General features: G+C 67.7%; 17 protein-coding genes and 6 pseudogenes. 7 read left to right on the top strand and 16 right to left on the bottom strand.

Translation table 11 applies throughout. The features are described from left to right. Nucleotides 1–239 precede the first annotated feature (239 nt). Nucleotides 240–407, top strand: a pseudogene (locus ACTMS9_RS30340) (IS256 family transposase); the annotation flags it as partial. Next, nucleotides 396–901: pseudogene (locus ACTMS9_RS30345) on the top strand (transposase); the annotation flags it as partial. The pseudogenes ACTMS9_RS30340 and ACTMS9_RS30345, both read left to right, overlap by 12 nt. Nucleotides 902–951: 50 nt before the next feature. Here the strand turns inward: ACTMS9_RS30345 and ACTMS9_RS30350 are convergent. Continuing rightward, nucleotides 952–1710, bottom strand: coding sequence for an SMI1/KNR4 family protein (locus ACTMS9_RS30350; RefSeq protein WP_441149351.1), 759 nt, complete (start codon nucleotides 1708–1710; stop codon nucleotides 952–954). 186 nt (nucleotides 1711–1896) lie between these two features. Beyond that, nucleotides 1897–2187: a hypothetical protein gene (locus tag ACTMS9_RS30355; protein WP_441149350.1), complete on the bottom strand. Its 291-nt coding sequence runs from the start codon at nucleotides 2185–2187 to the stop codon at nucleotides 1897–1899. Nucleotides 2188–2401: 214 nt separating this feature from the next. Between ACTMS9_RS30355 and ACTMS9_RS30360 the strand changes: the two are divergent. After that, nucleotides 2402–2893, top strand: a pseudogene (locus tag ACTMS9_RS30360) (nucleoside monophosphate kinase); the annotation flags it as partial. A 514-nt stretch (nucleotides 2894–3407) separates the two neighbouring features. Here ACTMS9_RS30360 and ACTMS9_RS30365 read toward each other — a convergent pair. The 4 genes from ACTMS9_RS30365 to ACTMS9_RS30380 all read right to left on the bottom strand — a co-directional run bounded on the left by ACTMS9_RS30365 (nucleotide 3408) and on the right by ACTMS9_RS30380 (nucleotide 5133). Further along, entirely contained in the window at nucleotides 3408–3725 is a 318-nt protein-coding gene (locus ACTMS9_RS30365; protein ID WP_441149349.1) for an integrase core domain-containing protein, read from the bottom strand. A gap of 78 nt (nucleotides 3726–3803) precedes the next feature. Then, nucleotides 3804–4049 (bottom strand): hypothetical protein, encoded by a 246-nt coding sequence (locus tag ACTMS9_RS30370; protein WP_441166616.1) that lies wholly within the window; start codon nucleotides 4047–4049, stop codon nucleotides 3804–3806. Nucleotides 4050–4422: 373 nt separating this feature from the next. Then, entirely contained in the window at nucleotides 4423–4548 is a 126-nt protein-coding gene (locus tag ACTMS9_RS30375) for a hypothetical protein (RefSeq protein ID WP_441149346.1), read from the bottom strand. A gap of 171 nt (nucleotides 4549–4719) precedes the next feature. Further along, nucleotides 4720–5133, bottom strand: coding sequence for an ATP-binding protein (locus ACTMS9_RS30380; protein ID WP_441166617.1), 414 nt, complete (start codon nucleotides 5131–5133; stop codon nucleotides 4720–4722). A 398-nt stretch (nucleotides 5134–5531) separates the two neighbouring features. Here ACTMS9_RS30380 and ACTMS9_RS30385 point away from each other — a divergent pair, with 398 nt between their 5' ends. After that, nucleotides 5532–6902 carry a PP2C family protein-serine/threonine phosphatase gene (locus ACTMS9_RS30385; RefSeq protein WP_441166618.1) on the top strand — a complete coding sequence of 457 codons (1371 nt, stop codon included), beginning with the start codon at nucleotides 5532–5534 and terminating at the stop codon, nucleotides 6900–6902. Nucleotides 6903–7150: 248 nt separating this feature from the next. Next, complete coding sequence (locus tag ACTMS9_RS30390; protein ID WP_441149343.1) at nucleotides 7151–7822, top strand: BON domain-containing protein; 672 nt, start codon at nucleotides 7151–7153, stop codon at nucleotides 7820–7822. Between the two features lie 145 nt (nucleotides 7823–7967). Here the strand turns inward: ACTMS9_RS30390 and groL are convergent, their stop codons facing one another. The 4 genes and pseudogenes from groL to ACTMS9_RS30410 form a co-directional block, all read right to left on the bottom strand. Next, nucleotides 7968–9539: a chaperonin GroEL gene (gene groL / locus ACTMS9_RS30395; protein WP_441149342.1), complete on the bottom strand. Its 1572-nt coding sequence runs from the start codon at nucleotides 9537–9539 to the stop codon at nucleotides 7968–7970. 496 nt (nucleotides 9540–10035) lie between these two features. Then, the gene (locus tag ACTMS9_RS30400) at nucleotides 10036–10173 is read right to left on the bottom strand and encodes a hypothetical protein (protein ID WP_441149341.1); all 138 of its coding nucleotides are present in this window, start codon (nucleotides 10171–10173) and stop codon (nucleotides 10036–10038) included. An 803-nt stretch (nucleotides 10174–10976) separates the two neighbouring features. Next, nucleotides 10977–11201, bottom strand: a complete 225-nt coding sequence (locus ACTMS9_RS30405; RefSeq protein WP_441166626.1) for a DUF1003 domain-containing protein — start codon at nucleotides 11199–11201, stop codon at nucleotides 10977–10979. A gap of 17 nt (nucleotides 11202–11218) precedes the next feature. After that, nucleotides 11219–11284 (bottom strand): annotated as a pseudogene (locus ACTMS9_RS30410) (inorganic diphosphatase); the annotation flags it as partial. Here ACTMS9_RS30410 and ACTMS9_RS30415 point away from each other — a divergent pair. Beyond that, nucleotides 11284–11865 (top strand): annotated as a pseudogene (locus ACTMS9_RS30415) (fatty acid desaturase family protein); the annotation flags it as partial. The pseudogenes ACTMS9_RS30410 and ACTMS9_RS30415 overlap by 1 nt on opposite strands. 1070 nt (nucleotides 11866–12935) lie before the next feature. Here the strand turns inward: ACTMS9_RS30415 and ACTMS9_RS30420 are convergent. Beyond that, entirely contained in the window at nucleotides 12936–13457 is a 522-nt protein-coding gene (locus ACTMS9_RS30420) for a hypothetical protein (RefSeq protein WP_441166619.1), read from the bottom strand. 585 nt (nucleotides 13458–14042) lie between these two features. Between ACTMS9_RS30420 and ACTMS9_RS30425 the strand changes: the two genes are divergently transcribed. Next, nucleotides 14043–14951, top strand: a complete 909-nt coding sequence (locus tag ACTMS9_RS30425) for an ArsR/SmtB family transcription factor (protein ID WP_441166620.1) — start codon at nucleotides 14043–14045, stop codon at nucleotides 14949–14951. 16 nt (nucleotides 14952–14967) lie between these two features. On the opposite strand, the pseudogene ACTMS9_RS30430 reads toward ACTMS9_RS30425, so the two are convergent. From ACTMS9_RS30430 to ACTMS9_RS30450, 5 genes and pseudogenes are all read right to left on the bottom strand, one after another. Then, nucleotides 14968–15095, bottom strand: a pseudogene (locus ACTMS9_RS30430) (N-acetylglucosamine-6-phosphate deacetylase); the annotation flags it as partial. A gap of 619 nt (nucleotides 15096–15714) precedes the next feature. After that, nucleotides 15715–16131, bottom strand: a complete 417-nt coding sequence (locus tag ACTMS9_RS30435) for a transposase (RefSeq protein WP_441166627.1) — start codon at nucleotides 16129–16131, stop codon at nucleotides 15715–15717. Nucleotides 16132–16192: 61 nt separating this feature from the next. Then, nucleotides 16193–16927 (bottom strand): FAD:protein FMN transferase, encoded by a 735-nt coding sequence (locus ACTMS9_RS30440; protein WP_441166621.1) that lies wholly within the window; start codon nucleotides 16925–16927, stop codon nucleotides 16193–16195. After that, entirely contained in the window at nucleotides 16924–17370 is a 447-nt protein-coding gene (locus tag ACTMS9_RS30445; protein ID WP_441149336.1) for an FMN-binding protein, read from the bottom strand. Before ACTMS9_RS30445 ends, ACTMS9_RS30440 begins: the two co-directional genes overlap by 4 nt. A 63-nt stretch (nucleotides 17371–17433) precedes the next feature. Continuing rightward, nucleotides 17434–18825 (bottom strand): ferredoxin reductase family protein, encoded by a 1392-nt coding sequence (locus ACTMS9_RS30450; RefSeq protein ID WP_441149335.1) that lies wholly within the window; start codon nucleotides 18823–18825, stop codon nucleotides 17434–17436. Nucleotides 18826–19220: the final 395 nt, after the last annotated feature.

Consider the following 19220-nt stretch of genomic DNA (forward strand, 5'->3'; position numbering starts at 1 on the left):
AACCATCGATGATCAACGCGGTGGCCGTCTTCATGCCCGCGCCACGCCCAACGCCGAAGCCAAGTGACGTTGGAGTACTAAGGGCCGCCCTGGCTCTGGCAGTAACACCAGCGGCGAGCAACGGATCTCCTCGTCGGGCAGTCGGTAGACCGCCCAGCCTCTGGACGGGGACAAGGTGGAGCGCCACCGGAGGGTCTGTAAGAACAACGGTGCAACTCCTGAACATGGATCGGCACGTGATGACCGACACAGCGATGGCCGTGGATACTTCCGCGGTGGCGAAGAAGAACAACGCGGTGGGTAAGCCGGCGGACGGTGTGGACGCGGAGTTGGTCGGCCGCCTGGTCGAGCAGGCCCGCGCATCGGGCTTGCAGCTGACCGGCGACGGCGGGCGGCCGAACCATCTGTGGTTGGCCGACATCACCGAGCATCACACCGCCGAGGACAAGCTCTACCTGTGCGCGGTCAAGGACGTCTGGTCCAACCGGATCGTGGGCTACTCCATCGACTCGCGGATGAAGTCCCGCCTGGCCGTCGCCGCGCTGGACAACGCCGCCGCCAGGCACGGTGACCTGGCCGACTGAATCCTGCACACCGACCGGTTGAATCCGCCCAATTCCGATCTAGGAAGTTCGTCCGATCCCTCGACCGCCATCACATGGCCGGATCGATGGGCCGTGTCGGCGGCGCCGGCGACAACGCCGCCATGGAATCCTTCTTCGGCCTCCTGCAGAACAACGTCCTGAACCGACGATCATGGGCCACCCACGAGCAACTACGGATCGCGATCGTGACCTGGATCGAACGGACCTACCACCGCCGCAGACGGCAGCGGTCGCTGTCTCGGTTGACCCCTGTTGAACTCGAGAGCATCATGCACCCAATTGCGCTGCACCAGTAGGTGACAGGTGTAGTCACGCGGCCTGACTGGACCCGAGGCAGGGTCGCGCGTCAGGCGGGACTGTCGGTCCAGCCGTCGAACATGCTTGCGTATGGGTCGGGTTCGCCTGTCATGGGGTCCAGGCCGGCCCGGAAGCGACGATGCTGTTCCCGCCAGTGCACGAAGGGCTGAATGCGGCCCCACAGGGAGAGATCACTGAGCGGGCACTCGTCGAATTCGGCAAGCATCAGCCGCCTGACGAACTCCGCCATCCCGCATTCGAACTGTGCCCAGTGCGGACTTCCATGACGCCGCCATACCACTACCGGCCATTGGTCGGGATCGGAGCCGGTCATCAGCCAGCCTAGTTCGTTGGCGTTGCAGCCGGTGCCCCAGGCCAGCACGGCATCCGCTCCGCGCCCCGTGCCTGGTACCCCACCGTCCATGTCCCACAGCTCACGCAATGTCAAAGTGGTGTCGACGATGGTCCCGGGGCTCCATTGCGGGAAGTCGACGGGTAGTGGCGCCAGGATGACCAGATTCTCGATCCCCCCAGCGCCGTAAGTCGCCATGAACGCGCGGTAGTCGGCCGGCAGTCGCGTACCCAGCTGCGCCTCGACGGCGTCCCAGTCCACCTCTTCGTCGGCGCCGTGTTCCGGCGGCATGATCCGGACGAGCGCGTCGACGTGGGGATGATTCAAGATGTTTACCGCCCTTTGGTCGTCCCGGTGATCGTAGTAGCCGAGACTGACAGAGCACCTGCAGGGACGCTCCTGCGGGCGGTCGGCCTGCCCCATCTTCTGGCGAGTCAGCAGTAAGTCAGCAAACATCGCCCTACGCGACAATGACGGGCGGAAGGAGCGACAAAGCCGGCCGAGCGGGAGCGCACAGGACCGTGCCTGTTGACACTGCCTAACTACTGGGGACCAGGCTTCCCCCCCCGCCCGACGGGGGTCCTTCCCGGTAGAGGCGAGGGGCTTACAGACGACCGCGGACGTCGAGCTCCCGGAGGATGATCAACGGACGTGGACGCGCAGGACGAAGCCCACGGCGATTATCCCCAGAGTCAGGGCAATGTAGAAGATCACTAGCGCTCGACCCCGCCGTCGCTGCCGCACCGGTTCGGAGCCGGTCCGATCGGAGTTGCGGGCAACGGCGGAGGCCAACCGCTCGAAACCGGCTACCTCCCCAGCCGGCGTCAACCAACTCGTTTCCTCCACCTCCGGCAACGGCGGCGGATTGGAGACGTCATGGGTCTCGTACCGAGGTTCGATCCGCGGCGGCAGCCGCCGGAACCGGTTGTCCATGCCACCACTGTCGCAGACGCCGCCAAGGCAACCCCGGGTCAAGGGCTATCGCCGTACAGCACGGAAGTACAGCAACGAGCCGAACCGTTGGAACCCCAGACCGGCCGACCGAGGCTCCCCACCTCCGTACCGAGCGGTCAAGCGACCGCCTCGCCGGCAATCCATAGGTTCAGGGTTCGAGTCCCTAGCGGCCCACTCGTAGGTCGTCAGCGCAGGCAATGTCTTCCGCGAGCACGTGCAGCATCAAACGCCGCTGGGCAAAGAGGCGAACCGGCATATGCAGGCCGGACATCTTGTCCCGGATGAGCTAATGGTCAGAGCCATCGCTGACGCCCTAGCCAACGTCGACGGTGGCTGGGTGCTGTACAACTTCCCTCGCAAGGTCCGTCAGGCTGAGTTGCTGGCGCAGAGCGGCCATGTCCCCGACGCAGTGATCGAACTCGTCCTTACTGAGGACCAACTTCGCCTCGCCGTCCACCGCCGGGTGGAACGGCAGATAGCACTGGACCCCCAGCAAGCCGAGCGACGCCAGGAACTCTTGCTCATGTACTCGCATTCGCAGAAGAACTACCAGGAGCAGGTCGAGCCGTTGCGCGCTTACTACCGGACCCATGGCCTGTTGCGAACCGTCAGCGGCTTCGGTGGCTTCGAGGACGTAGCCGCCAGGCTGATCCCGATCGCCTCCGACGGTCAACGCCGCCCGTGAGATCGGGCAGGGTAGGCCGGCTGCCGGCCGACGTGGGAGGACTTTCTTTACATCCATCAAGGCGGCCCGCAACGGGCCGCACGCGCCGCCGCCTGGGCGCGCGCCGGCCGCTGCCGCTGTCGCTCTGCGGCCGTCACGCCGGATGCCCGGCGGCTGGCGCGGGAAGCGGGGAGCCCGGTGAGCCGCCGCAGACGGGATAGCGGGGAGAGTGGTGGAGGTTCGTCGCCGGCAGCCGGCCGCACCGCGCCTGAGCAGCGCGGCGCAGGGACCGACGCACCGGGTCCGCGCGGCAAGCCCCAAGCATGGGGGCGGTGGCCGCGTGAAGGCATGCCGGTCGTCCAGGAGCCGGCTCCACAGCCGCTCAGGGTCAGGTCAACCGCTCACCTGGGAGGGGAGGGTGGCCGCCGGTGGCCAGCTCCGACCCCGGGAGCCGGGCCGTGCCGGGCGAGGTTGGGTCAACTGCGCCACTGTGGCGGTGTCCGCCGGGGGCACGGTCCGTGACACGAGAGCCGACTCAGGCTGTTCCGGCAGCGCCCGTACGTGCGTCAAGGCCCGCTTGACGTGGCGGACCGGGCGGCGGCCTGTGGAGGAGTCCGCCGAGGCGATCGCGACGGCGGATGTTGAGGTGCGTGATCGTGCTGGGATCGGTGATCGGTGCGGGTAGCGGGTGCAGGGGCCGAGCGTTGTTGATGCCGCGGTGCGGGCGATGAGTGTTGTAATGCCGCTCGTACTGGCGCAGCGCGTGCAGCAGATGTGGCTGGTTCCAGATCAAGGTCCGGTCCAGCAGTTCGCGGCGGCAGGTCTGGATCCACCGTTCCATGACCGCGTTCATTCGGGGCACGCCGCTGAGGACGACCTTGATGCCGGTGTCGGCGAGGATGGTGTCGAACAGCGTCGGGTACTTGCCGTCTCAGTCGCGGATGAGGAAGCGGGCGCGGCAGCCGGCGTCCTGCAGGTCCATGGCGAGGTTGCGCACGGCTTGGTAAACCCAGGCGGCGGTGGGGTGGGCGGTGGCGCCGAGGATGCGTACCCGGCGGGTGGCGTGCTCGATGACCGCCAAGATGTGCATTCGGGCGCCGGTCAGGGTCACGGTTTCGAAGAAGTCGGCGGCGAGGAGGGCCTCGGCTTGGGAGCGCAGGAAACACCGCCCAGCCATCTGACGTTCGTTCGGGTGCCGGGTCGATGCCGGCGTCGTTGAGGATTTCCCAGACCGTGGATGCGGCGACCTTGACACCGAGGACGAGTAGTTCACCGTGGATGCGCCGGTATCCCCATGAACTGTTCTCCCGCGCCAGGCGTAGCACCAGCGCGCGGATGGACCGCACCGTGGGCGGCCGGCCGACACGCTTCGGGCGAGAGATGCGAGCATGACGTGCGGCGATCAGGTCGCGATGCCAGCGCAGCACGGTCTCGGGGCGCACCAGCAGCCGGATCTGGCGTAGCACGGCGCGGGGGAGTCGGTGCAGCAGCGCGGCGAGCAACGCCCGGTCACTGGGGGTGAACCGGATCTTCTGGCCGTGCAGCTGCCGCTAAAGGACCATGATCTGGTGCCGCAGGGCGAGGATTTCGGCGTCCTTGGCCCGGTCGCTCATCGGCAGCAGCCGCAGCATCGCCAGCGCGTTGGTTACGCCGAGGTAGGCCAGTCGAAGTAGCACGACCAGGCATCCTCGTCCAGTGGTCGTCAGCGATACGACCAGCCTGGGCAAGTTGGTGAGGGCAAGATCTTGTCGTCGTGGTCAAACTGGCCGTGACCAGGGCGGACGTCATTGTCGGCACCCGCAGGGTCGATGCTTCACTGCTCAAGCCTGCCTCGATCTTGCCAACGCTCAATGCAACGGTGCCCTGGCGATGTGCTTGACCATGTGGAGAACCACCCAGCCGGATCGTTCATGTACGGTTCGGGCGGCGTCGGCCAGGGCCGAGATGATGGGGAGGCCGCGTCCGCCCTCGGCATACGGGTCGGGAAGGTTGCCGTGTAGCTGGGCGTCGTCGAAGGTTCCGTCGCTGTTACCGACGTCGATGACACATTCGTGCTGCCCAACGGTGATGTGGACCTCGATGTCGCCGGCCCGTCGGGCGTGCGAGACGGCGTTGGTGCACGCCTCGGTGATCATAAGGCTGAGGTCGGCACGGCACTGTCCGGTCACGCCGAGCCTGCTCAGCAGCAGGTCGGCTAGGCTGCGGGCATGCGACGCGGCGTGGATGTCGCCGGGAAGCGTCAGCGCCATGGTCGCCGCCATTTACTTCGCCGTCCCTTCGTAGTCGGGGAGTCGCCAGCGGTGAGCAGTCGGCTCTGGCGCGTCGGTACCCGGCCACGCCTTGGTGGTACCCCGTCGTCGGACCACAGAAACCGACTGGCTGCGTCCGCCCGCCGGCATCTCGAGGATCGCCGCCGTTGCGTTCAGACGGTGACCGGTGGTTCGGACGTTGTGCGCTTTACCGGATCCGCGTGGGCGGCAGACAATGGCTCCTGTAGCAACGGCTCGATCACCAGACGTTGACGGGGCGTGCTTGCGGCCCCCCAGACCCCGTGGCCGCGCTTGTGAGCAGGATCGTCGCATCGGCCCCGGTCGGTAGACGGCGACCGGCGCTGGTGCATGGTCTGACCAAGATTAGGGGCGACGTCGAGGTGCCGATGATGGACAAGATGGGCAGTCTGGGTCAGGCTTGCCGCCCCGTGTACGCACCGGCGCGTCTGGCGGCTGTGCGGCGCAGCGGGTTGTTGGACACCGGCCCGGAGGAGGTGTTCGACCGGTTGGCCCGGCTGGCGGCGACCCTGCTCGGCACCCCGTTCGCCTACGTCACCGTCGTCGACGACCGGCGGTCATTCTGGAAAAGCTGCATCGGGGTGGCCGCCACCGATTTCGCCGACCGGCAGAACACCGTCGAGGAGTCGTTCTGCCGCTACGTCATCGACTCAGGCTCCAGACTGATCGTCCCCGACGCCCGGACCGACCCGCGCACCCACGACAACCCGTCGATCGAGTCCACCGGGGTAGCGGCCTGGGCGGGGTTCCCGATCCACGCACCCGGCGGGGAAGTCCTCGGCACTTTCTGCGTCGTGGACGCGCTTCCCCGCGACTTCACCCCGCACGACATCGAGGTCCTGGAAACCCTCTCCCACGCGGTTACCAGCGAGATCGCGCTCCGTGGTGCGCTGACCGATGCCCACGAGGCCTCATCAGCAGCGCTGCGAGCCGCCGAAGACGCCAGACAAGCCACCGCGCAGGCGCAGGCCGCCTCGCTGCTGGCGTTCGCGGCGGCCGAGGAATCAGCGATGCTTGCCCGCACCCTGCAGGAGAGCCTATTGCCCCCGCACGTACCACAAATCCCGGGAGCGCAGGTCGCCGCCCGCTACCTGCGCGGTGGACGGGGCGCCGACGTACTCGGCGACTTCTACGACGTGTTCCCCTCCACCCGCGATAGCTGGTCCATCGTGGTCGGCGACGTGTCCGGCAAAGGCCCGGTCGCGGCGAAGACGACCGCTCTGGCCCGCTATACCCTGCGCGCCGCAGCGGTCCGCTGCGCCACCCCCAGCACCAACCTCGCCACCCTCAACACCGCCTTGCTGGAATGGTTCACCGACGACAGCCACTTCCTTACCGCCGTCTACGCCACCGTCCGCCCCCACCCCCACGGGCTGGCCGTGCGGGTCAGCCGAGGCGGACACGACCCGGCCCTGATCCGCCGCGTCAACGGGCGCGTCGACACCCTCGGACACCCCGGCATCATCCTCGGCTGCTGGCCCAACCCCCACCTCACCGACCAGCGCACCATCCTGCACCCCGGCGACACCCTGATCCTGCACACCGACGGTGTCACCGAGGCCAGACGACCGGGAGACCGCGACATGTTCGGCGCGGAACGACTCCAGCGGCTCCTTGCCGCCACCAGCGCCACCAACGCCATCGACATCGCCGCCGCCATCGAGAACGCCGTACTCGACCACTGCCAACGCCACGTCGACGATGACACCGCTATCCTGGCCCTCCACGTGCCTGACCAGTGACCAACCCAATGACATGCATGACGCCGGAGGTAGCGTCGCCCGCTGTCGCTTCATGCTCATGAGCGGGTGGTTGGATGCCGGGGGTAGGCGTGACTGAGGGTCGCCCCGCGGTGGTGACAAACAATGCCGCACCGAATAAGCCGGCATAACCTGTTAAACGCATGCAGTTGATAATCAATCTCAAAGACTTATTCGAATATGGACCAAATCGGCTGGCGCGTTGGCAGCCGGAGGGCCATGGTTGCCCTATGACACAGACGATCCGGAGAAGCGACAAGGACCTGCAGACCAACGTCACCGACGAACTGTTGTTTGATTCCAGCATCGACGCCACGCATCTCGTGGTACTGGCGAACGGCGGCGTGGTGACACTTTCCGGCGACGTGGGCAGCCTGCCCGAGCGGCATGCGGCGAAACGGGCGGCCATGCGAGTAGCCGGCGTCCAGGCCGTCACCGTCGACATCGTGGTCCGCGACGCGGGCGTGTCCGGCGCCAAGGACAGCGACATCGCCGAGGCGGCGAACCAGATGCTCAACTGGGCGGTCGACGTACCCTCCGACACGGTCAAGGCAGGGGTCCGCGATCACGTGGTCACCCTGTCCGGCACCGTCAACTGGCAGTACCAGCGGGAGGCCGCGGCCCGCGCGGTCATGTACCTCAAGGGCGTCACCGCGGTCGCCAACACCATCAGACTGATCGCGACCACTCCAGCGTCCGACGATCTGAAAGCCGCGATCGACGGGGCGATCCTGCGCAACGCCCAGCTCGACTCCCACCAGATCAAGGCTGATGTCAACGGCGCGGAGGTGACGCTGCGCGGGTCCGTGCGATCGTGGGCCGAACGCCGTCAGGCCGAGAAGGTGTCGTGGTCAGGTTCCGGCGTGACCAGCGTCAAGAACCATCTCACCGTCACCGCCTGATTCCAGATCCACCCCGCCGTCCCTGACGGCACGACAGCTCAATCCCTTGACGGGGCCGGCCAGTGCGGCACGCAGCCGCACTGGCCGGCCCTGGTCTGTGACAGACCCGAAGGTCGTCGCTGCCCGGCAAGCCGACGCCGGGCGTCTATGGCTTGTCGGCGATGAGTACCTCGGTGGTCAGGAACAGCGCGGCGATCGACGCGGCGTTCTGCAGCGCGGAACGGGTCACCTTGGCCGGTTCGACGATACCCGCTTTGATCATGTCGACGTACTCGCCGGTGGCAGCATCGAGGCCGTGGCCGGCGGGAAGTGAGTTGACCTTCTCTGCCACCACGGCGCCCTCAAGGCCGGCGTTGCTGGCGATCTGCTTGAGTGGCGCGGTCAACGCGACCCGCACGATGTTCGCGCCGGTGGCCTCGTCACCGGCAAGGTCGAGCTTGTCGAACGCCGTGACCGCGGCGTTGGCCAAGGCCACGCCGCCGCCGGGAAGTAGGCCCTCTTCGATGGCGGCCTTGGCGTTGCGGACGGCGTCCTCGATGCGGTGCTTGCGCTCCTTGAGCTCCACCTCGGTGGCCGCGCCGACCTTGATCACCGCGATGCCGCCGGCCAGCTTGGCCAGCCGCTCCTGCAGCTTCTCCCGGTCGTAGTCGGAGTCACTGTTGTCGATCTCGGCGCGGAGCTGGGCGACCCGGCCGGCGATCTGCTCCCCGTCACCGGCACCGTCGACGATGGTGGTCTCGTCCAAGGTGGCGACCACCTTGCGGGCCCGGCCGAGCATGTCGAGGGTGACGTTTTCCAGCGTGAGACCCACGGTGTCGCTGACGACCTGACCATTGGTGAGGACGGCAAGGTCGGCCAGCATGGCCTTGCGGCGGTCACCGAAGCCGGGTGCCTTGACAGCCAGCGACGTGAAAGTGCCACGGACCTTGTTGACGATCAGGGTTGCTAGGGCCTCGGCCTCGACGTCCTCGGCGACGATGGCCAGCGGCTTGCCCGCCTGCATGACCTTCTCCAGGATCGGGAGCAGGTCGGTCAGGTTCGAGATCTTGTTCTCGACGATGAGCAGGTACGGGTCGTCGAGAACGGCTTCCATGCGTTCCGTGTCGGTGACGAAGTAGGGCGAGATGTAACCCTTGTCGAAGCGCATGCCCTCGGTGAGCTCCAGCTCCAGGCCGAAGGTGTTGCTCTCCTCGACGGTGATGACGCCTTCCTTGCCGACCTTGTCCATCGCCTCGGCGATGAGTTCACCGACGCTTGCGTCGGCGGCGGAGATGGACGCGGTGGCCGCGATCTGCGCTCTGGTCTCGACGTCCTGGGCCTGGTTACGTAACGCCTCGGTCACTGCGGCCACGGCCTGCTCGATGCCGCGCTTGAGCGCGATCGGGTTCGCGCCCGCGGCGACGTTGCGCAGCCCCTCCCGTACCAGGGCCTGGGCCAGGACGGTCGCCGTCGTGGTCCCGTCGCCGGCCACGTCGTCGGTTTTCTTGGCGACTTCCTTGACCAGCTCGGCACCGAGCTTCTCGTACGGGTCGTCGAGTTCGATCTCCTTAGCAATGCTGACACCGTCGTTGGTGATGGTCGGCGCGCCCCAGCTGCTGGCCAGCACGACGTTGCGGCCCTTCGGGCCCAGCGTCACCTTCACCGTGTCAGCGAGGATGTTCATGCCACGTTCGAGGCCGCGACGGGCGTCTTCACCGAATGCGATCAACTTGGCCATCTGCGTCGTCCTCTACTCGTCGTGCTGACCTGCAGCACTGATCGGACCGACCTGCGATGACGTACGCGCACGCCCCACCAGAGGGCTCATCCCAATCGGCTAGCACTCGCACAGGGCGAGTGCTAACTACGGTTTAGCACTCGCCACCTGAGAGTGCAAGGAATGCGAAGATCAACCTCCCCGTGCTCGGGCCCCAACACCCGGTCGACCACTCCGACACGATGCCGCCTCGGGCGCCATCGACGAGACAGGGCGGCGTCGATGTCCGCGAGCACCACTCCGGAGGCCCGGCCGGCAGGTCACCGGCCGGGCCTCCGGTCGGGAGTGTGGATCTAACGGAGACCTCTCTGCTGCCGGCAGGTTGACAAGAGAGGTGCCGTTAGCGAGACAGCTCCGGGACCAGGGCGGCGGCGCGCCCTGGTCCCGGAGCTGACGTCACGGGCGAGGCCGACGACGTGTCATGGTGGCTCCGGCTATCTGACGGGCTCGCCGGGAGTCACCCGCGTCGCCGGAGTCGTTGCGCAAGCTTCCGCAGCCGCTGCTGGTTGTCGGGCTTGTTGAGCTGCTCACGCGCTTGGCGGGTGAGCCGTTGTCCTTGCGGGTTGTGCAGGAATGTGCGGATGCGGTCGACCATGGGTGCCATGCTGGTTTCCTTCCTATCGTGGATCTTCGTGCCGGCGGGGCGTTGGCCGGGGTCGGGTGAGGGCGGGGATGGGTGCGCGGCAAACCGGCGCCCGACGCTGACACGGGTGGCTGCTTCCCTCATTGCTGTCATCACTGTTCCGATCCACGCGCCCAGGACCGGGGCCCGGTCCGCCGCTCGATCGGAATCATGGCAGCCAGGCTGTCCCCCGTCGGTCTTCCACACGTCCCGGGCAGGCTGTTCGCGCGGCTGATCCAGGCGGCGCGCGCCAGGGGGGACCTGGCTGGTGGGGCCTGCTGCGGCCCGCGGCGGCGCTGTGGTGGCCGGGTCTGCCGGTGCGTTTCGGGTGCGATTGACGGACATGACATCCCCTTGGGGTAGGGCCGGTGTGGCTGGCACCTCAGGAGTGGGATGTCGTCGATTCCGGGATAACTCGATCGTACGCTTGTTCGGCCTGGCGCGCTTGGTGCTCTTGGGGGTCGTTGCGTTCCCTCATCGGCGGCCGCGTTGAACGTGGGTGCGCTGCAGCAACCGGTTCCATGCGCAGACGGGAGTATTCAGCGGCGGTCAGTGAACGTTGGCCGATCGCATGTCCACGATGACCGGCAGGCCGCTCGCCATACCTCCGCTGCCCGCGGCGCAGGCGGGCAGCGCCGCTATCTCCGCCTGCGCTTGGCTTGCGGGGTTCAGGTCCGTGACACGACCCATCAGACACACCCCGTGCGCTTCCCGGCGAGGGGTCAAGGGTGGGCGCAGGGCGTGCGCGATCGCCTCGTGCCCTCGGACATGCCGGATCACAAGTCGCGCGAGAGCGCGGTGAGCATCCCGTGGACGGCCGGTTCGGCGTGTCGTACGCAGTCGCAGTCTGCCCCGTGGGTGCCGCGGTGCCAGGCGATGAGGTACTGCAGAGCGACCTGGTTGACCTGGTAGTCATGTTCGGCCTTGACCCGGTCGGTGTCGGCCTGGCGGTTCTGGCTGAGCAGGATCAGGAAGTGCTCCAGATCCGTGATGTCGCCCAGGTGCGCGAGGCGCGGGGCAGCGCGTCGAGGGGGTCGGTGTCTTCGCCGAGGGTGTCTTCGATGAAGCCGTAGTCGGCCGGGTACCCAGCGACAGGCCCGTGCGCGGCGCGGTGCTGGACGGCTGCTCGCCCGCTACCAGGGCCTCCTGTTCTTTCCGATGCTGCTGCTTGAGGCTGTCTCCCTCCACGTGGCCAGCGTGCGGGCGTTGTCGCGGTCTACCTATCGTGAGCGTGGCCGGGAGGCGCTGTTGCTCGGGCTGCACGCCGCCGCGTACCTCACCGCGGTCGTCGCGGTGTTATCCCCGCTGCGGGCGTTGGTCTTCGTCGTCGTTCAGCAGGGCCTGTTCGGGGTCTACCTGGGATGTGCCTTCGCCCCCAACCACAAGGGCATGCCGATCCTCACGGCAGACGACGACACGGACTTTCTTCGCCGCCAGGTCCTCACCTCCCGCAACGTCCGCGGCAACTGGCTGATCGACTTCCTGCTCGGCGGCCTGAACCACCAGATCGAACACCACCTGTTCCCCAGCATGCCCCGCGCTTCACTACGCCACGCCCGGCCCATCGTCCGCGCCTATTGCCTCGAGCACGGCCTGCCCCACGTCGAGACCACCCTCCTCGACTCCTACCGGCAAGCGCTGCACCACCTGCACAGCGTGGGTCGCAGCGGACAACCGGATCGAGAACCCGAACCAGCCGAGGCACCCGACGCCGGCCTCGTCACAGCCAACGGCCGCCATGCCCGCCAACGGAAACGGTGACAACCATGCCCGATCGCGTCGGTAGCCTTCGACAGCCGGCTCGCCGCGCTGCCGTGCACCGGAACGGGCCTCCCGTCGCTCACCGCACCCGAGTTGCCGGACCAGATGGCGTTGCTGCACCCCTGTACTGGCCGATGACGGGGAGCGGATTGGGAGCAGCGGGGTGCACTGAACGACGACGAACTGCACCGAACCGCGCTCAACTGCACCCAACGGCACCCGCCGCAACCTGCGATCCCACATCTTCCCTGCTCAGAGGCGGTGCGGCATCCGGTTTCACACCGAAGAGGTCACTGGTTCGACCCCAGCATCGCCCACCATGAATACGTGCAGGTAGGAAGCCCGTCACCGGTCTGGTCGGTAACGGGCTTCCGCGCTGTTGCCCCTTAAATGGAGCAGATTGGGAGCAGGGCGTTCGGCTCTGGGGTCCGACCGCTGTTGGGGGCGTCCGGCGGCGGCCTCGGGTTACCGGTCCGACCGGGCTGGCCGGCTAATGGAGGACTTGGAGCTACCGGTACCGGGCCCCGCGTGACGAGGGAGGTGTCCCGCTATCGCTCACGGGCCTGACTGATGGCTGGCGGTCTCGTGTGCCGCCCACTCGCCGGTCCACGCCGCCAGGTCGTGTACCCAGCTTTCGGTGCTCTGCCGGACTTGGCCGCCCACTTCGATGCGTTCTTTGACGCGAAGTCGTCCAACACTGTGCGGTCGGTCGCGGGCCATGCGGGAAACTGCGTCAGCCACCCTTCCGCCTGTTCGGCGCTGTGGCCGCTGCCGATCAGCCACTGGACGAGCAACGCGAGTTCGACCCACCGAGTCGCCTTCGTTGCCCACCCCCAAACTCGGGCATCGTCAATGACCCAAACGATTGGTCCGACGACCGCTGGCTGGTTGGCGGATGGCCGACGTATGAACAGCTCCGGCGGTGACAGTGTCTTGCGCTGTCACCGCCGGCGCGGGTGTTCATCCTGGTTGGGTTAGCTGGTGCCGAAGTACGGCCAGTACGGCAGTCTCTCCGACGTGAACCGGTCGTAGTTCCCGGCGTACTGGTAGGGCGTACCGGACCAGTCCTCGCCGAAGTCGACATCGACGGCCCAGACGGGCGACGTGCTGTACGGGTACACCGTCTGATGAGTACATCCGCCGGAGGCCTTGAACTTGCCGACCTCCTTACTGGAGTTCGAACCGTACTTCATCAGGACGCGGGCGATCACGCCTCGCCCGTTGGCGAGGCGGTCCCACACGCAGACCGTCACCTCGAGGTTGTACCAATTCTGCCCCGGGGTGTACCAGTAGTCGACCTCGAGCGAGTATTCGCCGATCTTTTGGTTGCTGGAGTTATACATGGGCACCACCCCGGTGCCGCGCGAGCCCGAATAATGCCGGAGCGCACTGTTGTTGGGCAGGTTCGACACGGCGAACGCGGTCGACGGGGCAAGGAGGGCCACCACCGTTGCGATGACTGCCGCGATGCCGGCCCTACGCAGGATTCTCTTCATCGCGCGATCATGGACGGACCGCCCCGGTCCTGTCGATCTCGTTACGCCGTAGTGCAAACTCACCGGTCAGGGACCCGATGCTCTGGTCAAGCGGCAAGTTGTCGACCTTGTTGGGTTAAGGCCAGAGCATTGACTTCCGTCGTAGTTAGAGCCGGTTTGAGGCAGCCATGCGCGATGCCGACGAGGCGCTGAAGCCCGCGCTAGAAGAGAATTTTGGGGCACCGAAGTCTTCGATGTGGACCGACAGCCGGAATACTCCTGCCATCGCAGGTGGGCCGTAGGCTGCGCACCTAAGCCATCCCTCGTAGGCGGAGCTGTACGAAGTTACTCATAGCCGCCGGTCTTTTGTGGCCGCCGATCACGGGCCGCAACGTCTCTACCCTCCGCGGAAGACACCCTGTTCCGACGGTGCCGGCCCGAAGTCGGTCGTCGTGATCCGGTTGGCGGAATCGTCACGGCTGGACGGCCGTCAGACTGGACGCACGCCCAGTCGACCGGGGGAACGTCATGCTTCGGATTCACTTCACCGCTGCGGACCTCGCCCGCACCCGGATCGCCTGTGCGCCTGATCCGCTGTGGGAAAGCATGCTCAGCATGCACTGGCTGCGGCTCCGGTGCCAGGATCCGCTGCTGGCCGGGTGGCGGCAACGAACGTACGGGTTGCTGCATCAGCGCCACGGTCACCGGGCCGAGGTTGCGTTGCCGTTGTCGATCAACCCGCCGGTGGGCTACTTCCCGGACTTCCTCACCCCGATCGAGGCAGCCGGCGGGTTCGAGCCGGGACTGGACGCCCTGCTGCGCACGCCCAAGGCCAGACTCGCTACTGACCTGGCGACGCTCCGGTCGACGGGGGTCCGGCTCTCGCCGGCCGTCGCGGATCTGGCGGCCGGCGACGTGACCGCCCTGCGCCAGCTCGGGGCCGGCCTCCAGCTTTATTACCGGCTCGCGATCATGCCTCTGTGGAACGTGATCCGCTCCGCGTTCGACGCCGACCGGGCGTTGCGGTCCCGACGGCTGCTGAACCAGGGCCTGTCGGCGCTGCTCAACGACCTGCACCCGACCGCCAGGTTCGACGGCGGCGTCCTGACGATCACCGACTACATCGCCGAGCGTGACCTCCACCTGGACGGTAGGGGGTTGCTGCTCGTGCCCTGCTACTTCAAGCGGCACGAGAAGCCGATGGTGCTCGCCGATCCGCTGCTGCCGCCGGTGTTGATCTATTCCATCCATCCACACGCCCGGGTGGTGTCGACGGCAGCTGTGGCCGGATCCCTGTCGGCGCTGGTGGGCGGTACCCGGGCCGCCATCCTGGTGCTGGCCGCCGAAGGCGGGACCACGTCGGAGATCGCCCACCGGCTCGACATCAGCGTCCCGTCGGCAAGCAGGCACCTGGCCGTGCTGCGCTCCTCGGGTCTGGTCACCAGTGCCCGCGACCGCAACGCCGTGCACCACACGCTCACCCCGCTGGGCCTGGCGCTGCTAAAGGCCGGATGATCCGCTAGCCCGGGCGTCACTCCACCCAGGAGCCGGTCCGCATCACCCGGACCACGTTGAGGTCGTCATCCAGCACGACCAGGTCGACCCGGAGCCCGGCATGGAGCGCCCGGACCCGGTTGTCCGGCCGATCGCCCGACCGGGCCAGCGCGGACGGATGTCGCCTCCGGGTCGGGCCCGGCGGATGTCAGCGGACGCTATGGCTCTCGCCTGAAACGCCTTACAAGCGAGGGGTCGCGATTCGACAGCAAGCGCAGACGGCTGGCCTCTCCTCGGTCAGGCAGGCTTGGCCTTGGCGCGACCGGGGGGTTCTCGCGTAGCCCTCGCGGTGCCTGAGCGAGGGGAGCCCGCCCCACCCGCTCTTCGCTGATCTCTGAGGGAAGGCCGGGGTCCGGGGCGGAGCCCCCCTTCGCCCCGTCCGGGGAGGCTGGTAGCCCTTGTGGTGCCCGGCGAGGTGATCCGCCCCCGGCTGATCTCTGAGGAGGGTCGGGGGTTCGGGGCGGAGCCCCGAGGTCTTCGAGTCTTATCGTCCCTCAGCGTGGCCGGCCGGCCCGGCCGATGCCGGCCGGAGGTCGCCAGCAGGCCGGGGCCGGGCCGGCGCCGCCTTGGCCTTAAGAGGTCCATTCGGCATCGCAACGCGGAAGGTGGGCGGTGTTAGCGAAGACCTCGCGTGCGGCACCGTCGACTGGCCAGGCGGGGGCGTGGGTCGCCGGCGGAACGGCTGTCGACAGCAACGCTGACAGACAAGCCATGAGCTTGGGCGTCAAGAAGTGGCCGCCGGGCTGTGCTGTTGGCGGTGTTGCCAGGCGGTGGTCTCGTCGTGGAGGGTGCCGGCGTGGAGGATGCCGACGAGGCGGTTGCCGAGTTGGCGCAGTGCGGCGTGGTGGCCGATGCCGCGGGTGCGTTGCTGGTCGTAGTAGGCGCGGGCGACCGGAGAGGCGATGAGGGCGGCGAAGGCCTGCTGGGCGAGAGCGTCGAGAGCCGGTCGTTGTGCGCGTAGCGGGCCAGGACGATCTTCTTCTTGCCGGCTTGCCGGCTTGCCGGCTTGGTGGGTCATGGGGCTGGTGCCTGCGTAGTTGCGGCGGGCTTTGGCGTCGGCGTAGCGGGTGGGGTCGTCGCGGAGCTTGGCAAGGGGCAGGGCCGATCCCGTGAGACCTATTAAGGGTCGGCGGGCCAGTATGCCAGCACGGGGCCGAGCCGCACATGCAGTCCATCTTCAAGCCGTCACGGTCCTGGCTGCGCTACGTGGGTAGCGACCAGCCGGGTGTGGCCAGTAGGGCACCGTCGTCGCCGACGAGCAGGGCCTCGTACCCGGGTAGCGTGGCGAGCCATGTCATTGCCTGAGGCCCCTGTGCAGCCGCTGCGGTGGCGTACACGTCTGCCCAGGTCAGGGACGGGCCGATGACGGTGACTGAGCGCAGGCCGTGGGCGGGGGCGCCGGTGTGCGGATCGACGATGTGCGCTCCGCGATGTGCACTGCCCGAGGTCGCGACGGCCCCGTCGACGACCTCGAGGGCGGTGAGGAGCTGATCGGGCTGTGCCGGATCCTCGACGCCCACGCGCCAGGATCCGCGTACCGTCATGTCCCCACCGGCGTTCAGGTAGAACTCGTACCCCTCCAGGTGCTCCGCGGCGCACTCGACGGCCCAGCCCTTGACCAGGCCGGACGGGTCGAAGCGGGTGCCACCGCCCGGTTCCGGGAGGTAGGCGTTGAAGTAGCCGTCGGTACGCTGTCGCGCCTGCTCACACAGGTCGAGTACCGCGTCGACCAGCGGATCGTCTACCGGTTCTCCCCGGTTCAGCGCGCTCACCCGGCTGTCCGGGCGGTACAGGCTGAAGATGGCGTCCAGCGCGCGCAGTTCGGCGAAGGCCCCGGCGACGGCGTGTGCCGCCGCCGGGGAGTCGGCCCCGGGACCGCGCAGATGCGCGCTGACGGGCAGACCCATGATCTGCTCGACGAACGCCTGCCTGGTCACGGCTTGGCCTTGAAGTGAGCGCCGTCCAGCGCGGCCTGAAGCGACTTCGTGTAGCCCTCGCTGGTCGCCGTCGCCCCGGACACCGCGTCGATCTGTGCGCTCTGCGCGGCGAGGGCCTCCGTGCGCAGCTGCGGCACCGCGTGCTTGTTGATCTCACGGGAGCGGTTGTTCGTGCTCGGCACCGTCATCGCCGTGACCTCGGTGATCCGGCCACCGCTGATGTTGGCCTGCACCTGGACGTTCCCCCGCTTGGTCTGCACGACCGGGCCGTCGGCGATGGTGGTGGAACCGGACCGTGCGACCGTGCCCCGTGACGTACCGGTTTCCACCGGCGCGACGGGGCCTGTCACGGCCGGCGCGGCCGAAGGCGAGCTGTCGGTTCCGGTCGACGTCCGGTAGCTGAAGAGAAGTACCACCACGGCGATCGTGGCGAGGAACCACATCGTGATCCTGCGCATGTCGTCCTCCTCGCGTGGGTTGTGAGCGCCATGAGGATGGGTGGCCGGTTACCAGGTGAAGCGCTCAAGATGTATGCGCTCCGCCGGCACGCTTGCGTGCCGAGCCGCCCGTACCACCGATTGCATCCAGTCATCCGGTCCGCAGACGAACACGTCGTGCTGCGCGATGTCCGGGACAAGTTCACGCAAGGCTTTCGCGTCGTCACCGAACCCGGCCGGCAACCACGAGCCCTCCTGCCCGCGCGGCCCCAACAGGTACTCCACGCGCAGGCCACGGACGGCCGCGAGGCGCTCCAGTTCCTGGCGAAACACCAGGTCTTCTGCCGAGCGCGCCCGGTACAGCAGCGTGGCTTCGCCCGGCGCGTACGGTAACTCTTCCAACAACGCCCGCAGCGGGGTGATTCCGATCCCGGACGCGATCATGGTTACCCGCGGAGCCGTGCGCTGGGCGGCGGTCAGCCGGCCGTACGGCCCCTCAATCAGCACACGGGTTCCCGGGCGTAACTCTGACACCTGCTCGCTGCCCTCGCCGCGGGATCGCACCGTGATACGCAGTGTGTCCTCCCGCGGCATAGCGGACAGCGAGTACGGATGGCCGCGACTCCAACCCGGGCCGCTGAGGAAGCGCCACTGGAAGAATTGCCCGGCGTGTGCCGGCAACCGGTCCAGGTGGCGTCCGCGCATGTAGATCGAGTGCACGCCGGGAGCCTCCGGGACGATAGCGGCGATCGTGAGTCGGTGCCGCAGCGTCCGCCAGGCCGGCAGCCCGAGCCGGAAGGTGACCACCGCGCCGGCGCACGCGGCGTACGCGGTCCACCAGTACAGCGTCGCGGCCCGGGAGCTGGTGAAGTCGGCCCCGGTCCAGAGCTGATGCGGCAGCGCCAGGCCGACGCCGAGGTAGGCGTACAGATGCAGGAGGTGCCATGCCTCGTAGCGCAGCCGCCGCCGCGCAGCCCGCAGGGAGGTGAGCACGACCATCGTCAGGGCGGCCGCCCCGGCCACCGCCAGCAGCATTCCCGGGTACGTGGTGACGAGGCTCCACGCCTCTCCGGTCACAGAAACCCCACCGGCCGCGGCATATCCGACCGTGATCAGAATGATGTGCGCGAGCATCAGATTGAAAGACACGAACCCGACCACACGGTGCCAACGGGCGAGCCTGTCCTGTCCGTACGTGCGCTCGATCCACGGCACGCGCGCCATCAGCAGCACCTGGATGAGCAGCAGGTCGGCCGCGACAAGCCCGGTCAACCGGCCGAGCGACGTCAGGCCCGCCGCCCAGCCACGAAGATCCTGCACACCGCCGCCCCGCACCCAGAGCGCGACGACGATCAGCACGCTGAGCACGCCGGCCGAAGCGATCACATCCGCCCACCACGACCACACGGCGGTTCGTACGGGCCTGGCCGACACGCCGGCCGCCTGCGCCTTCCCAGCCACAAACCCCCTCCCGCACCCACCCCGCATGCTCGCCCATCAACCGTCGAATTTCCCTATCACCATCTCCGGGATCCGCCGGCGAGCGCGTGGTGCCATCGCATAACCGGTCAGACAACGTCGCACCGGACAAAAGCGATTGGGCGCGATCGCGTCTATCCACCGGCGAGTCAGGACGAAGCCGTCCTCGTGCCCCATCGCCCGGCTCCCGGGCAGCTGTAGGCAGTCGCGTCCGCCCCGCCTTGGACAGGAACCGGTCGTCTGCTTTCTGCGCACCCGCCCGGTCCCGTTACCCCGCCCCAGACGTCACTCGGACGACTGCCCTCCTCGACCTGATCCGCGCAGGACGGAAAACCGCTTCTTCCCGCATTCGCGCCGTTCATGTCAGCGGCGGAGCA

Source organism: Micromonospora sp. L31, from assembly GCF_052068075.1.
GTDB classification, from domain to species: domain Bacteria; phylum Actinomycetota; class Actinomycetes; order Mycobacteriales; family Micromonosporaceae; genus Micromonospora; species Micromonospora purpureochromogenes.